We start from the raw sequence: 15648 nt of genomic DNA, 5'->3' as shown, positions 1-15648 counted from the left end.
AGACCCCGTCCGTACGCCTTTCGTTTCCTTTTTGATCCGGTCGGCTACGGCCTGTTGATTGGATTTGGCGGCGAAATTCCCTATAGGGCGGGGTGAATTCGACAGCTGTCGCGGCGCCGTGTGGCCGCCAGAGGAATCGTGATGACTTTGACCAACTCGGCCTCCGCGCGCGCGCAGCGCGACCCGGGAAACTATCAGACCGCCCTGCAATCGACCGTGCGGGCCGCGGCGGACTGGCTGATCGCCAGCCAGAAGCCGGACGGACACTGGGTCGGCCGCGCCGAGTCCAACGCCTGCATGGAGGCGCAATGGTGTCTCGCCCTCTGGTTCATGGGGCTCGAGGATCATCCGCTGCGCAAGCGCCTCGGCCAGTCGCTGCTGGACAGCCAGCGCCCGGACGGCGCCTGGCAGGTCTATTTCGGCGCGCCCAATGGCGACATCAACGCCACCGTCGAGGCCTATGCGGCGCTCCGCTCGCTCGGCTTCCGCGATGACGAGCCGGCGGTACGCCGGGCGCGGGAGTGGATCGAGGCCAAGGGCGGCCTGCGCAACATCCGCGTGTTCACGCGCTACTGGCTGGCGCTGATCGGCGAATGGCCGTGGGAGAAGACCCCCAACATCCCGCCCGAAGTGATCTGGTTTCCGCTCTGGTTTCCGTTCTCGATCTACAATTTTGCGCAATGGGCCCGCGCGACGTTGATGCCGATCGCGGTGCTCTCGGCGAAGCGGCCGAGCCGGCCGCTGCCGCCGGAGAACCGGCTCGATGCGCTGTTTCCGCGCGGGCGCGCCGCGTTCGACTACGAGCTGCCGGTCAAGGCCAATGCCGGCGGCTGGGACAAGTTCTTCCGCGGCGCCGACAAGGTGCTGCACGCCCTGCAGAACCTCGGCAACAAGCTCAATCTCGGCCTGTTCCGCCCCGCCGCGACCAGCCGCGTGCTGGAATGGATGATCCGTCACCAGGATTTCGACGGCGCCTGGGGCGGCATCCAGCCGCCCTGGATCTACGGCCTGATGGCGCTCTACACGGAAGGTTATCCGCTCAACCATCCGGTGCTCGCCAAGGGCCTCGATGCGCTCAACGACCCCGGCTGGCGCGTCGATGTCGGCGACGCCACCTACATCCAGGCCACCAACAGCCCGGTCTGGGACACGATCCTGACCTTGCTCGCCTTCGACGATGCCGGCGTGCTCGGCGACTATCCCGAAGCCGTCGACAAGGCGGTGAACTGGGTGCTCGACCGCCAGGTGCGCGTGCCCGGCGACTGGTCGATGAAGCTGCCGCACGTCAAGCCCGGCGGCTGGGCGTTCGAATACGCCAACAACTACTATCCGGACACGGACGACACGGCAGTCGCGCTGATCGCGCTGGCGCCGCTGCGCCACGATCCCAAGTGGAAGGCCAAGGGCATCGACGAGGCGATCCAGCTCGGCGTCGACTGGCTGATCGGCATGCAGAGCCAGGGCGGCGGCTGGGGCGCGTTCGACAAGGACAACAACCAGAAGATCCTGACCAAGATTCCGTTCTGCGATTACGGCGAGGCGCTCGATCCTCCCTCGGTCGACGTGACAGCTCATATCGTCGAGGCGTTCGGCAAGCTCGGCATTTCGCGCAACCACCCGTCGATGGTGCAGGCGCTGGACTATATCCGGCGCGAGCAGGAGCCGAGCGGCCCCTGGTTCGGCCGCTGGGGCGTCAACTACGTCTACGGCACCGGCGCGGTGCTGCCGGCGCTGGCCGCGATCGGCGAGGACATGACCCAGCCCTATATCGTCCGGGCCTGCGACTGGCTGGTCGCCAACCAGCAAGCCGATGGCGGCTGGGGCGAGAGCTGCGCGTCCTACATGGATGTCAGCGCGGTCGGCCGCGGCACCACCACGGCGTCGCAAACGGCGTGGGCGCTGATGGCGCTGCTCGCCGCCAATCGCCCTGATGACAGGGACGCGATCGAGCGTGGCTGCATGTGGCTGGTCGAGCGCCAGTCCGCCGGCACCTGGGACGAGCCCGAATTCACCGGCACCGGCTTCCCCGGCTACGGCGTCGGCCAGACCATCAAGCTGAACGACCCCTCCTTGCAGGAACGACTGATGCAGGGCCCCGAACTCTCGCGCGCCTTCATGCTCCGCTACGGCATGTACCGCCACTACTTCCCGCTGATGGCCTTGGGCCGCGCACTGCGGCCGCAGGGGCATGGGTAGGCGCTATTAGCTCTCCGCCATCCGGTACGCTGCATCCCCCCCCCTCGGTGTCGTCCCGGCCTTGAGCCGGGGCCCATCACCACCGGCCGCGATGAGACGCGCCGCTAACAGCCCCGTCCCTCGACAGCATCCGCGGTATGGGTCCCTGCGTTCGCAGGGACGACACATGTTTTGGAGCCCGCTCTCACCAAAGCCTCCGCTGTCGTCCCTGCGAACGCAGGGACCCATAACCACAGGGAGCGGTTTGAGGCAGGCTTGTAGTTGGCAGCTCTCTCAATCACGACTGCCGCGGAGTATGGGTCCCGGGTCGGCGCCAAGACCGCGCTGTCGCGCGTTCGCGGCTTGCCGGACGACACCTGTTGTGAGGCACGCTCTCGCTAAAACCTCCGCTGTCGTCCCTGCGAACGCAGGGACCCATAACCACAGGGAGCGGTTTGAGGCAGGCTTGGAGTTGGCAGCTCGCTCAATCACGAGCGCCGCGGAGTATGGATCCCGGCTCAAGGCCGGGACGACACTGGTGGCGTTGCTCGAGCTGGGCAATCTCATCCGCTGTCATGCCCCGCGCAGGCGGAGCATCCAGTACGCCGAGGTGGCCGTGTCGGCCGAGTGCGGAGCGACGAAGCCCGCGCCGCTCAGAAGCAGGTCGTCCGTTCCGCTGCCATGTAGCCGAGCAGCAGGCCTGCGCCGAACAACAACACCAGCCCGGCCGCCCCGAACTCCAAGCCCCGCATGATCAGGGCGCCGCCGCCGTCTCGGCCGGCGCTGAGGCGGCGGGCGATGTCCTTGGCGGCCACTGCGATGACGGCGATGGTCGCGACGGTGATCGCCGTGCCCATGCCCATCACGATGGTGGCGGCAACGCCGGCCCAGAACATGCCCTGCGCCAGGGCGAACACCAGCACCAGGATCGCGCCCGAGCACGGGCGGATGCCGGCGGCGAAGATCGCCTGGAAGCCGCGCTGCCAGCCGCCGGGACCGGCGAGCTCGCTCGGCGCGGGCCCGTGGGAATGGCCGCAGCCGCAATCGTCGCCGTGGACGTGGTCGTGATGCACGTGGTCATGATGGGCGTGACCGTGCGCCGCCGCCTGCGTGTGCACGTGACCGTGGTGATCATGGCCGTGATGATCGTGCCCGTGGTGGTCATGGCCATGATGGTGGTCGTGGCCATGATGATCATGCTGCGCGCGATGCTGATGATCATGGGCGTGGCCATGATCATGCGCTGACGGCGCCACGGCCGCCGCTGGCGCACCAGCCAGCGCAAGCGCCGGCGTCGCCGGCTGCCACGTCCGCAGGAACGCTGAGCCCTTGACCCACACCAGCCGCGCGCCGAGCAGCGCGATCAGGCCGTAGCTCGCGATCTCCACCACCTTCTCGGCGCTGCACATCGTGGCCGCCGTCGCGTTGAGCAGCACCGCGCCGATGCCGACGATGGCGACCGCGACCAGGGCCTGCATCAGGCCCGAGGCGAACGACAGCACGATGCCGCGCTTCGCCGTCTCCTGGTTGGCGACGAGATAGGAGGCGATCACCGCCTTGCCGTGGCCGGGCCCGGCCGCATGGAAGATGCCATAAGCAAAGGAGATGGCCAGCAGCCACCACACCGCCGAGCCATCCTCCTTGGCCGCACGGATCGTCGACGACATCTGCCGGTAGAATTCCGATTGCTTGGCCAGGATCCAGCCGACGATGCCGCCGACCTGCGGCTCCGCCGGCGCGCCGAACGGCGACTTGGCGAGCAGCACATGCGAGGCAGCGTCGGCAGCCAAAAGCGCCGCGAGGATCGCGGCGCAAGTGAGAAACGGTCGGGCGGAGCTGGGGCGAGGTGTCATGGACATTCCACTGAGATCTTGTTGGCGAAGTTCATTCCGAAATTGGCGTTCGCCCCGCCGCTCAGGAATGTCTGTTCGTTCATGGTCTGCGCGACGGTGCCGCCGTCGCTCGGTCTCACCAGGCCGAACTTGCAGCCTGCGGGAGCACTGACCAGCTTGACGGGATCCTTCTCCGCCATCTGGAAATCGATGAAATAGCTGGGATCGTAGACCTCGACCTGCAGATCCCTCGGCTTCACCGGCGCCTTCAGCGGCAGCGTGAAGTGCAGGGTCAGCTTGGTGTCCTTGTATTCGAGGTAGTAGTCGACGGGATCGACCAGCTTCTGCTTGCGGCCATCCGCCTTGATGAAGGTGAAGTAGGCATATTCCTTCAGCGACTCGGCGTTGGTCTGCGCCAGCGGCGCCAGCTCCTCGCGGGTGTAGACGCCCTTCTGCTTGGTCTCGAGCCCCTGCAGCGCATAGGTCGCGAACATGTCGTCGAAGGTCCAGGCGTGGCGCACGCCGGTCACCGTGCCGTCGGCCGCATAGAGCAGCTCGCTGGTCGCGGTGACCCAGACATGCGGATGGGCGCTCGCCGCGCTCGCGCCGAGCACGAGCGTCAGCGCAGCGAGAACGACACGAACAACTGCCATCATCCTCACCTCAAGCCGCCGCGGGGATATCGAGCAGGCCGCGCCGGCGCAGCAGCGCGTCAGGCTCGGGCTCGCGGCCGCGGAAGGCGACGTAAGCCGCCTCGGGATCGAGCGAGCCGCCCGACGAGTAGACATTGTCGTGGAGCCGCTTGGCCACCGCAGGATCGAAGATGTTGCCGGCTTCCTCGAAGGCGCCGAAGGCATCCGCATCCATCACCTCCGACCACATGTAGCTGTAATAGCCCGCCGCATAATGGTCTCCCGAGAAGATGTGGCCGAATTGGGTCGGCCGATGGCGCAGCGCGATCTCCTGGGGCATGCCGATCTTCTCCAACTCGGCCTTTTCGAACGCGCGCACGTCCTTCGACGCCGACGCCGGCTGGGTGTGGAATTCCAGATCGATCAGCGCCGACGACACAAACTCCACCGTGGCAAAGCCCTGGTTGAAGCGGCGCGCCGCCAGGAAGCGCTCGAGCAGATCCTGCGGCAGTGGCTCGCCGGTCTGGTAGTGCTTCGCGAAGGTCTGCAGCACCTCGGGGCGCTCCTGCCAGTGCTCGTAGAGCTGCGACGGCAGCTCGACGAAATCTGTGAAGACCGACGTGCCGGACAGCGACGGATAGGTCACGTTGGAGAGGATGCCGTGCAGGCCGTGACCAAACTCGTGGAACAAGGTGCGGGCATCGTCCGGCGACAGCAGCGAGGGCTGGCCGTCGGCACCCTTGGCGAAGTTGCAGACGTTGATGATCAAGGGCGCGGTGTCGCCGTCGAGCTTCTGCTGGTCGCGCAGCGAGGTCATCCAGGCGCCGGAGCGCTTCGAGGGCCGCGCGAAGTAGTCGCCATAGAACAGCGCCTTGTGGCTGCCGTCGGGCGCCTTGATCTCCCACACCCGGACGTCCGGATGCCAGACCGGGATGTCCTTGCGCTCGGCGAAAGTGATGCCGAACAGCCGCGTCGCGCAGTCGAACGCGGCCGCGACCATGTTGTCGAGCGAGAGATACGGCTTGATCGACGCGTCATCGAAGTTGGCCTTCGCCTGGCGCAGCTTCTCGGCGTAGTAGCGCCAGTCCCAGGCCTCGAGCTTGAAGTTGCCGCCCTCCTCCGCGATCAGCGCCTGCAACTGGTCGCGATCGGCCAGCGCCTTGGCACGCGCCGGCTTCCACACCCGCTCCAACAGGCCGCGCACCGCCTCCGGCGTCTTCGCCATGGAATCCTCCAGGCGATAGGCCGCGAAGTTCGGGAAGCCCATGATCTTGGCGGATTCCTCGCGCAGCGCCAGGATCTGGCCGATGACCGCGTTGTTGTCGTTGGCATTGCCATTGTCGCCGCGCGCGGTGAAGGCCTTGAACACCTTCTCGCGCAGGTCGCGGCGGGCGGAGCTCTGCAGGAACGGCTCGACCGAGGAGCGCGACAGGGTCACGATCGCCTTGCCGGGCATGCCGCGCTCCTCCGCCGCAGCCTTGGCAGCGGCGACGAAGCTGTCGGAGAGGCCGGCACGGTCATCCTCGCCGAGCTCCAGGAACCAGTCCTGCTCGTCGCCGAGCACGTGATGGCTGAAGGTGGTGCCGAGCTGGGCGAGCTGCTCGTTGATCTCGGCCATGCGCGCCTTGGCCTCGTCCTTGAGGCCGGCGCCGGCGCGGCGGAAGCGGGTGTAGGTGCGCTCCAGCAGCCGCTGCTCCTCGCCGGTCAGCGTGAGCGTCTTGCGGTTGTCGTAGAGCAGCGCGATGCGGCCAAACAGCACGGCATTCATCATGATCGGGTTCCAGTGCCGCGCCATCCGCAGCGACACCTCCTTGTCGATCTCCAGAATCGCCGGGTTGGAATGCGCCGAGACGAGATCGTAGAACACCGCCGCGACCTTGGAGAGCAGCTTGCCCGAGCGCTCCAGCGCCGTGATGGTGTTGGCGAAGTCGGGCTCCGCCGGATCGTGGGAAATTGCTGCGATTTCGGCAGTGTGATCGGCGAAGGCGCGCTCGAAGGCCGGCAGGAAATGCTCGGGCCTGATCGCGTCGAAGGGCGGTGTCTGGTGCGGGGTGTCCCAGGCCGCGAGCAGCGGATTGCTCTGGGCGTCGATCGAGGCGGTCGTGTCGGACATCGGCTCTTGCTCTCCGGATCAAACAGGCGCCCCTCCTACCACGGAGCCGGTCCTTTTTGGGTCATTTCCCCTTGAAGGCCGGGGCCATTTCGGAGAGATTGCGCCCCTCAAAAGGACCCCGGACCATGAGCGCAGACAGCACCGCGAAGCCCGCCCGCCAGATCGCCTGGCAGACCGTGATCACCGTCATCTCGGCGGCGATCCTGATCGGCGCGGAAGTGTTCGGCGCGGCCTTTGCCGGCGGCTGGGCGCTGGCGATTCTGTTCGGGCTCGGCGACCAGGGCGCGCACATCCTGCAGGCCGTGCTGTTCGCGATCGGCGTGTTCGTGATGATCGGCTTCATCCGCGGCGCACAGCGCATCGAGCCCTTCACCAAGCGCGCGTGAACAGCGCAAAACGCTGTCCTGCAAGCGTGAACGCGTTACGAAAGTTTAAGCTCGCTTAACGTTCGTTCAGACACGGCGCCGCTCTGTGTGTCGCGCAAGCACAGATTAGGGAAATCTTTCGCCGCACCCAAAAATTCCTTGCGAACGAAATTCAAAACGCATATTTCCGGTCTTGCCCAATTTCGCACGTGCCTGTGGTCGTGTGTCAGTCGGTAGGTATCCGGACAAGAGGCCGGACAGCCGCCAAGGGATGAGGAACCGAGGGGCCCTCGGATCGTTGCGATCAAGATCAGTTCGATCGAGATCGTCATGCTCCAAGAGCCCAGCATCTCTCTCAAGAGATGCCGCTGAAGGTCACCTCCTCTTTTGCAACCGTGACTGGCAGCCGGAGGCGAACCGGCGCACCCCGCTCTCAACGGGGGACGCGACTTAAAGCAACGACGGATCGGGCTTTTTTGGTCTCTACCGGCAGTCCAACGCCGGCGCGGGCTACTGAAAAGGCTTGTCCTTCATTGCCAGGTGTGCGGGCGGGAAATTCCCAACCAATCCACGGCAGCACAATTCGGCTTCGGGTTCGAGGTCTTGTCGCCTTTCCATCGGGCGGCGAGGCCAAGGCACCCGTGTCGGGATCATTTTGAACGGGCCACGTCGCAAACGGGCCGTTTGGAGGGTGCTATGACCGAACGTATCCGGGAATTCCTGCGCAACCGCCGCGAGGAAGGTCTGGACCACGAGCCCTGTCTCGTCGTCGACCTCGACATCGTGCGCGACAACTACATGAACTTCGCCCGGGCGCTGCCGGACAGCCGCGTGTTCTACGCGGTCAAGGCCAACCCTGCGCCGGAAGTGCTGTCGCTGCTCGCCTCGCTCGGCTCGTCCTTCGACACGGCGACCGTCGCCGAGATCGAGATGGCGCTGGCCGCCGGTGCGACGCCGGACCGCATCTCCTATGGCAACACCATCAAGAAGGAGCGGGACATCGCGCGCGCCTACGCGCTCGGCATCCGCCTCTTTGCTGTGGACTGCGCCGCCGAGGTCGAGAAGATCGCGCGCTCGGCGCCCGGCGCCAAGGTGTTCTGCCGCATCCTGTACGATTGCGCCGGCGCCGAGTGGCCGCTGTCGCGCAAGTTCGGCTGCGATCCGGAGATGGCTGTGGAAGTGCTGGACCTGGCGAAGCGCCTGGGCCTGGAGCCGTGCGGCATCTCGTTCCATGTCGGCTCGCAGCAGCGCAAGGTGAAGGCGTGGGACCGCGCGCTGGCGATGGCCTCGACGGTGTTCCGCGACTGCGCCGAGCGCGGCATCAACCTGACCATGGTCAACATGGGCGGGGGCTTCCCGACCAAGTACCTGAAGGACGTGCCGCCGGTCGTGCAGTACGGCCGCTCGATCTTCCGCGCGCTGCGCAAGCATTTCGGCAACCAGATCCCGGAGACGATCATCGAGCCGGGCCGCGGCATGGTCGGCAATGCCGGGATCATCGAGTCGGAAGTGGTGCTGATCTCGAAGAAGAGCGACGAGGACGAGCTGCGCTGGGTCTATCTCGACATCGGCAAGTTCGGCGGTCTCGCCGAGACGATGGACGAATCGATCCGCTACGCCATCCGCACCCCGCATGAGGGCGCGGAGACGACACCGTGCGTGCTCGCCGGCCCGACCTGCGATTCGGCCGACGTGATGTACGAGAAGCTGCCGTATCCGCTGCCGGTGACGCTCTCGATCGGCGACAAGGTGCTGATCGAGGGGACCGGGGCGTATACCTCGACGTACTCGTCGGTGGCCTTCAACGGCATCCCGCCGCTGAAGACGTATCACATCTGATCCGCTCGCTTCGCCTCTCCCGCTTGCGGGAGAGGCCGACGCGAAGCGTCGGGTGAGGGCAGCCCCACCCCACCTCTCTCCCGACCGCGGGAGCGAGAACGACAGACCTACCTCATCAACCGACTTGATGTGTTTGCGCGCGGGCGACAGCTCGCCGCGCAGGCCGGGGACTGACGTGCCATGACCGCTTTCCACTCCCAGACGATGACGCCGCTTCGGACTGCCGCTCCGTTCGTGATCCGCAGCGAGCGTGCCTCCGACGTGGCGGCGCGCGAGACGCTGCTCGATGCCTGCTTTGGCGACAACCGCCATGAGCGCACCTGCCAGCGCCTGCGCGACGGACGCGCGCCCGCCGCGGGCCTGGCCCTGTCGGCGATGCGCGGCGGCGTCCTGGTGGGAACGCTGCGGTTGTGGCACGTCAGCGCCGGCGGACGCGATGCGCTGATGCTCGGGCCGCTGGCCGTCGCGGCCGAGGCGCGCAGCCTCGGCGTCGGCGCGGCACTGATGAACGCCGCGCTGATGATCGCGGCGTCGCGCGGCCATGGCGCGGTGATCCTGCTCGGCGATGCGCCCTACTACGCCCGCTTCGGCTTCGAAGCCGCCAAGGCCGCCGCACTGGAGCTGCCCGGCGCGTTCGAGCGCGCGCGCCTGCTCGGGCTCGAGCTGGTCGACGGCGCGCTGGACGGCGCTAGCGGCATGATCGTCGCCACCGGCGCGCCCGAGCGCAAAGCCCGCCGCCGCAAGGAGCGGCCGCTGCCATGCGCGGCGTGAGGAGCCGGGCGGCGGTCGCGCCGCCGCGGCGGACCCTGCTGCCGACGCTCGTCCTGATCCTGCTCGGGATCATGATCGTCCGCGACATCGTGGTCAGGCGCTGGAACAGTTCCCCGCCTGCCGGACCCGACGTCACGCGGCTGCGTTAGGCATTCCGGCAAGCGGTGCCCGGCCCGCCCCGCCAGGGGTTGCGCAGGTGCAGCAAAAGCTCTTTAACCCCCGAAAATCCCCCGACGAGGTCCCCGAAATGCCCCGCCGTTTGATCTCTACCGGATCACCGTTCGAGAAGACCGCCGGCTACAGCCGCGCGGTTGTTGATGGCGACTTCGCCTTCGTCGCCGGGACGACCGGCTACGACTACACCACCATGACCATGCCGGCCGATGTCACGAGCCAGTCACGCAACTGCTTCAAGACCATCGCGGCCGCCCTGCAGGAGGGCGGCTTCGAGATGGCCGACATCGTCCGCGCCACCTACTACCTGACCGACGTCAACGACGCCGACGCGCATTTTGCCGTCTGCGGCGAAGTGCTCGGCGACATCCGCCCGGCCGCAACGCTGCTCATCGTCGCGGGCCTCTACAAGCCTGAGATGAAGGTCGAGATCGAAGTCACCGCCAAACGGCGCAGCGCCTGACGCAGCGCCACTCAATCCACGAACGCGAAAGCACCTGTCCGGAGACCATCCCTCATGAGCTCGCAGATCCACGCGAAGATCACCGGCCCCATCGTGATGATCGGCTTCGGCTCGATCGGCAAGGGCACCCTGCCCTTGATCGAACGCCATTTCGAGTACGACAAGAGCCGCTTCGTCATCATCGATCCGCATGACGACGGCGCGCTGGCGAAGAAGCACGGCGTGCGCTTCATCCAGCAGGGCGTGACCCGCGACAATTACCGCGAGCTGCTGGTGCCGCTGCTCACCGAAGGCGGCGGCCAGGGTTTTTGCGTCAACCTCTCGGTCGACACCTCCTCGGTCGACCTGATGACGCTATGCCGCGAAATCGGCGCGCTCTATATCGACACCGTCGTCGAGCCGTGGGCCGGCTTCTATTTCGACAAGCAGATGGGCGTCGAGCAGCGCTCGAACTACGCGCTGCGCGAGACGCTGCTCGCCGCGCGCCGTAAGAGCCCGGGCGGCACCACCGCCGTCTCTACCTGCGGCGCCAATCCCGGCATGGTCTCCTGGTTCGTCAAGCAGGCGCTGCTCGACATCGCCCGGGACACCAAGACCGAGATCGTCGAGCCGAAGAGCCGCGAGGGCTGGGCGCAGCTGATGCAGAAGCTCGGCGTCAAGGGCGTGCACATCGCCGAGCGCGACACCCAGCGCTCCAAGAACCCGAAGCCGATGGATGTGTTCGTCAACACCTGGTCGGTCGAGGGCTTCGTCTCCGAGGGCATGCAGCCGGCCGAGCTCGGCTGGGGCACGCATGAGAAGTGGATGCCGGACAACGGCCGTTGCCACACCGAGGGCTGCGGCGCCGCGATCTATCTGCTGCAGCCCGGCGCCAACACCCGCGTGCGCTCATGGTGCCCGACGCCGGGCGCGCAATATGGCTTCCTGGTGACCCACAACGAGTCGATCTCGATCGCCGACTACTACACCGTGCGCGACGGCGACAAGGTGGTGTACCGCCCGACCTGCCACTACGCCTATCATCCGGCGAACGACGCGGTGCTATCGCTGCACGAGATCTTCGGCGCCACCGGCAAGATGCAGGAGAAGTGGCACATCCTCGACGAGAACGAGATCGTCGACGGCATCGACGAGCTCGGCGTGCTGCTCTACGGCCACGGCAAGAACGCCTATTGGTACGGCTCGCAGCTGTCGATCGAGGAGACCCGCCGCGTCGCGCCGTATCAGAACGCCACCGGCATGCAGGTCTCGTCAGCGGTGCTCGCCGGCATGGTCTGGGCGCTGGAGAACCCCAATGCCGGCATCGTCGAAGCCGACGAGATGGACTTCCGCCGCTGCCTGGAGATCCAGACACCGTATCTCGGCCCGGTGAAGGGCTACTACACGGATTGGACCCCGCTGAACGACCGCCCGGGCCTGTTCCCGGAGGACATTGACACGTCCGATCCCTGGCAGTTCCGCAACATCCTGGTGCGGTAAACCCTAGCTGTCGTCCCGGCCTTGAGCCGGGACCCATACTCCGCAGCAGTCGTGAGGCGCGGGCTGGAGCGGCCAGCCTGCCCCACACTCCTCCCTGTGGTTATGGGTCCCTGCGTTCGCAGGGACGACAGCGGAGTGTGTTGCGAAGGCATGCCCAACAGCCGGACCGCACACCCCGTCCCACGACCGCGACCATCGCCCCACGACAGGTCGGGCGGCCCAATCACCGGTGTCGTCCCTGCGAACGCAGGGACCCATACCGCGGATGCTATCGAGGGACTTGGCTGTCAGCGACCTGCCTCATCACGGCCGGTGGCTCTGGGTCCCGGCGTTCGCCGGGACGACATCTGATTTGCGGAGGCGTCGGGCAATCCGACTACTTCTTCTCCATCGGCGGCGCGACCTTCTCGGCGGGCGCGGGCGGCAGCGCGGGCTTGGCGCCTTCCTGGACGGCGGCCGGATCGGGGCGCGCGGGCTCGGGCGCCGGCGTGGTCGGGCGAGTGCCGCCGGGCTTGGACTCGGCCGGGGTTGCCGACGGCTCAGGCGAGGCGGAGGGCGTCGCCTGGGCCATCTGGTCGAGGTGACCCGCCTTGATCTCGACAATCGAGACGATCGCCACGACCGCACCGAGGCCGAGCAGGCCGGCTGCGAGCAGCAGATCCCTGCGCAACGTCTTCTTGCTATTGATCGGGGCCATGGACTGTCCTCCGCATCTCGTGATGCGCGGAACAACGGTCACCGGCAGGCGAAGTTCCCGTTCGGGTCTGCGCCGCTATGCCCCATTAACCAAGGGAACGCAGCCTCAGAGCCGCAACAGCCCCGCCTCGCCGCTCTCATCCGAGAACGCGAGCCACGTCCCCGCGGCATTCCAGCCCAGCGCCACCACCGGCGGCGTCTCGTTCCGGCGCACCAGGATCTCGGCGCCGTCCTGCATGCGCACCATCAGCACGGTGCCGTCCTCATAGCCGCAGGCCAGGATGTCCTGCTTGGGATGACAGGCCACTGCGGTGACCTTGGCCTTCATCGGCGCCAGCATCGCCGGCTCCTTGCCCATCGGCCCATCCTTGCCGACGAACGGCCAGAGGATGACCATGTCAGCACCCGAGGTGGCGAGGAAGCGCCCGCCGCTGCCCCACGACATCGACTTCACCCGCGACGGATAACCGGTCATGCGCATGTGCCGGGAATCCGCCAGCCGCCAGCCATGCAGCGCCGGCTCGTGCATCGCGGTGACCAGGAACTTGTTGTCGGGGCTGAAGGTGACGGCGTGATGCGAGCCGGCCCATCCCAAAAATTCCGGTTCGCCCGCCATGTTCGGAAACCACAACGTCGCACCGTTGTAGTGCGCGATCGCGAGCCGCAGCCCCTTCGGCGCGAACGCAAGTCCGCCGGCGGTCGAGGGCACCTCGAGCGACTTCTCCTCGCCCTTGGGCGCGCGCACGAACGCGGTCTTGCCGACCGACCAGGAGATGGCGCCATCCGGATGCACCGCGACATTGTCGATCCAGCGCCGCTTCGGATCAGTGGCGAGCACGCTCACGTGGCCTGCCTTGTCGAGCGACGAGACCTTGCCGTCATCGCCGCCGAACAGGATGCGAGATCCATCGGACACCGCCGACAGGATGCCGCCACTGGTGACCTCGACCTTGCTGATCTCGCCCTCGGTATCGACGACAGCGACGCTCTCCTCGGTGCCGACAAAAGCGGCGCGGTCACCGAGATAGTGCACTGCTGTCACGGCCATACCGAGCGAGACCGGCCTCACCTTGTCGGTGACGGAGACGATGGATGCGGCCTCGCCGCCCGTATCGAAGCTGCTCATCAGGTCACGATGCAGCGTTCGAAGCCTTCGCGGATGGCGGCTTCCGGCAGCTCGCGGCCGATGAAGACGACGCGGCTCTGCCGCGCCTCGTCCGGCTTCCACTTCCGCTGGTGATCGCCCTCCAGCATCATGTGCACGCCCTGGAAGACGTAGCGGTCGTCATCGTCCTGGAACGCCAGGATGCCCTTGGAGCGCAGGATCCTGCCGCCCTCGGTCTGCACCAGGTTCTGCAGCCAAGGCATGAATTTCGACGGATCGAGCGGCTTGTCGGAGCGCAGCGACAACGACTGCATCTCCTCATCATGATAGTGCTTCAGGCCGTGATCATGATGATGATGATGATCATGATCATGGCCGTGGTCGTGATCATGGTGATGATGATCGTGGTCGTCACCGGCGTTCAAAAATTCCGGCTCGATCTCCAGGATGCGATCGAGATCGAACGCGCCGCGCTCCAGCACGTCCGAGATCGCGATCTGGCAACGCTCGGTGCGATGCAGCCGCGCGTACGGGTTGATGGCGCGGATGCGCGCCTCGACTTCCGCGAGCTCCGGCTTGGTGACGAGATCGGTCTTGTTCAGCACGATGACGTCGGCGAACGCGATCTGGTTCTTGGCCTCCGGCGCGTCCTTGAGCCGATCCGACAGCCACTTTGCATCGGCCACCGTGACGACGGCATCGAGCCGCGCGTTCTTCTGCACGTCCTCGTCGACGAAGAAGGTCTGCGCCACCGGCGCCGGATCGGCGAGCCCCGTGGTCTCGACGATGATGGCGTCGAACTTGCCCTTGCGGCGCATCAGGCCGGAGATGATGCGCACGAGATCGCCGCGCACGGTGCAGCAGATGCAACCGTTGTTCATCTCGAACACTTCCTCGTCGGCGCCGACGATGAGGTCGTTGTCGATGCCGATCTCGCCGAACTCGTTGACGATGACGGCGTACTTCTTGCCGTGGTCTTCGGAGAGGATGCGGTTGAGAAGCGTGGTCTTGCCGGCTCCGAGATAGCCGGTCAGCACCGTCACAGGGGTCTTGCTCGCGTCGGACATGCGCACTCCGAAAACTTGCGTCGAAAATGGCTCAAAAGCGCCCCGCCGCGAGGGCAAAACCCTAACGGACAAGCGCGCTCGTCAGGGCCCTTATATTGTGCCTGACCATGGCAATGTAAGTGGGAACGGGACCGTTTTGCGCGCTCAGGGCATCTGAATACAGCGTGCCGCCGATCTTGGCTCCGGTCTCGGCCGCGATCCGGCCGATCAGCCGATCGTCGTTGAAATTCTCCAGGAAGACCGCGGGAATCCCGGCTTTTTTCACCTGGCGGATGATCTCGGCGACGTCGCGGGCCGACGGCTCGGTCTCGGTGGAGACGCCGAGCGGGGCGATGAAGGCGAGGCCATAGGCATCGGCGAAATAGCCGAAGGCGTCATGGGTGGAGATCACCTTGCGCCGGTCGGCCGGGATCTTGTCGATCTCGGCGCGGACCTCGCGGTCGAGCTGGTCGAGCTCGCCGAGATAGCGTTCGGCATTGGCCTTGAACGTCTCGGCATCGGCCGGGTCGGCCGCGACCAGGGCGTCGCGGATGTTTGTCACATAGACCTTGGCATTGCCGACCGACTGCCAGGCATGCGGGTCGGCATCCGGGCCGCGCTTGCGCGGCGTGATGCCGGCCGTCGCCACGATGATCGGCGCCTTGCTGCCCGACGCCTGCTGCAGCCGCGGCAACCAGCCTTCGAGGCCGAAGCCGTTGACGATGAGGAGCTTCGCCGCGCCGACCTCCTTCGCGTCGTGCGGCGTCGGCGTGTAGACATGCACGTCGCTGTCGGGGCCGACCAGCGAGGTCACCTCGACCTTGTCGCCGCCGACCTGGCGGACGAAATCGGCAAGGATAGAAAAGCTGGTGATGACGCTCAGCCGGGTCTCAGCCGACGCGGGCGAGAGCGCGAGAGCGCTGCAAAGCAGGATCAGGGCGGACAGCAATCGTTTCAT

General features: G+C 66.4%; 14 protein-coding genes. 7 read left to right on the top strand and 7 right to left on the bottom strand.

Annotated elements, in window-relative coordinates:
- Positions 1–141 precede the first annotated feature (141 nt).
- Positions 142–2196 carry a squalene--hopene cyclase gene (gene shc / locus NLR35_RS28025; protein WP_257169776.1) on the top strand — a complete coding sequence of 685 codons (2055 nt, stop codon included), beginning with the start codon at positions 142–144 and terminating at the stop codon, positions 2194–2196.
- A 632-nt stretch (positions 2197–2828) separates the two neighbouring features.
- Here shc and NLR35_RS28020 read toward each other — a convergent pair.
- The 3 genes from NLR35_RS28020 to NLR35_RS28010 are packed head-to-tail and all read right to left on the bottom strand — an operon-like array spanning position 2829 to position 6752.
- Positions 2829–4028, bottom strand: a complete 1200-nt coding sequence (locus tag NLR35_RS28020; protein ID WP_257169775.1) for a nickel/cobalt transporter — start codon at positions 4026–4028, stop codon at positions 2829–2831.
- Positions 4025–4660 (bottom strand): DUF1007 family protein, encoded by a 636-nt coding sequence (locus NLR35_RS28015; protein ID WP_257169774.1) that lies wholly within the window; start codon positions 4658–4660, stop codon positions 4025–4027. Before NLR35_RS28015 ends, NLR35_RS28020 begins: the two co-directional genes overlap by 4 nt.
- Before the next feature lie 10 nt (positions 4661–4670).
- Entirely contained in the window at positions 4671–6752 is a 2082-nt protein-coding gene (locus tag NLR35_RS28010) for a M3 family metallopeptidase (RefSeq protein WP_257169773.1), read from the bottom strand.
- Positions 6753–6877: 125 nt separating this feature from the next.
- Between NLR35_RS28010 and NLR35_RS28005 the strand changes: the two genes are divergently transcribed.
- From NLR35_RS28005 to NLR35_RS27980, 6 genes are all read left to right on the top strand, one after another.
- Positions 6878–7138, top strand: coding sequence for a hypothetical protein (locus NLR35_RS28005; RefSeq protein WP_257169772.1), 261 nt, complete (start codon positions 6878–6880; stop codon positions 7136–7138).
- A 675-nt stretch (positions 7139–7813) separates the two neighbouring features.
- Positions 7814–8956 (top strand): type III PLP-dependent enzyme, encoded by a 1143-nt coding sequence (locus NLR35_RS28000; RefSeq protein WP_006613076.1) that lies wholly within the window; start codon positions 7814–7816, stop codon positions 8954–8956.
- A 180-nt stretch (positions 8957–9136) separates the two neighbouring features.
- Entirely contained in the window at positions 9137–9727 is a 591-nt protein-coding gene (locus NLR35_RS27995; protein ID WP_257169771.1) for a GNAT family N-acetyltransferase, read from the top strand.
- Entirely contained in the window at positions 9715–9876 is a 162-nt protein-coding gene (locus tag NLR35_RS27990; RefSeq protein WP_257169770.1) for a hypothetical protein, read from the top strand. Before NLR35_RS27995 ends, NLR35_RS27990 begins: the two co-directional genes overlap by 13 nt.
- A gap of 98 nt (positions 9877–9974) precedes the next feature.
- Complete coding sequence (locus tag NLR35_RS27985) at positions 9975–10364, top strand: RidA family protein (RefSeq protein WP_257169858.1); 390 nt, start codon at positions 9975–9977, stop codon at positions 10362–10364.
- Positions 10365–10418: 54 nt separating this feature from the next.
- The gene (locus tag NLR35_RS27980) at positions 10419–11843 is read left to right on the top strand and encodes a homospermidine synthase (protein WP_257169769.1); all 1425 of its coding nucleotides are present in this window, start codon (positions 10419–10421) and stop codon (positions 11841–11843) included.
- A 376-nt stretch (positions 11844–12219) separates the two neighbouring features.
- Here NLR35_RS27980 and NLR35_RS27975 read toward each other — a convergent pair whose 3' ends face one another.
- From NLR35_RS27975 to NLR35_RS27960, 4 genes are all read right to left on the bottom strand, one after another.
- Positions 12220–12540: a hypothetical protein gene (locus NLR35_RS27975; protein WP_257169768.1), complete on the bottom strand. Its 321-nt coding sequence runs from the start codon at positions 12538–12540 to the stop codon at positions 12220–12222.
- A gap of 105 nt (positions 12541–12645) precedes the next feature.
- The gene (locus NLR35_RS27970; protein ID WP_257169767.1) at positions 12646–13665 is read right to left on the bottom strand and encodes a WD40 repeat domain-containing protein; all 1020 of its coding nucleotides are present in this window, start codon (positions 13663–13665) and stop codon (positions 12646–12648) included.
- Complete coding sequence (locus NLR35_RS27965) at positions 13665–14711, bottom strand: GTP-binding protein (protein ID WP_257169766.1); 1047 nt, start codon at positions 14709–14711, stop codon at positions 13665–13667. Before NLR35_RS27965 ends, NLR35_RS27970 begins: the two co-directional genes overlap by 1 nt.
- 61 nt (positions 14712–14772) lie before the next feature.
- A complete protein-coding gene (locus NLR35_RS27960) occupies positions 14773–15648 on the bottom strand; it encodes a metal ABC transporter substrate-binding protein (protein ID WP_257169765.1) in 876 nt (291 codons plus the stop codon).

Source organism: Bradyrhizobium sp. SRS-191 (assembly GCF_024586915.1).
In the GTDB taxonomy this organism is placed as follows: domain Bacteria; phylum Pseudomonadota; class Alphaproteobacteria; order Rhizobiales; family Xanthobacteraceae; genus Bradyrhizobium.
Note: the sequence above shows the minus strand (reverse complement) of the source record. Positions and strands in the feature narration are given on the sequence as shown.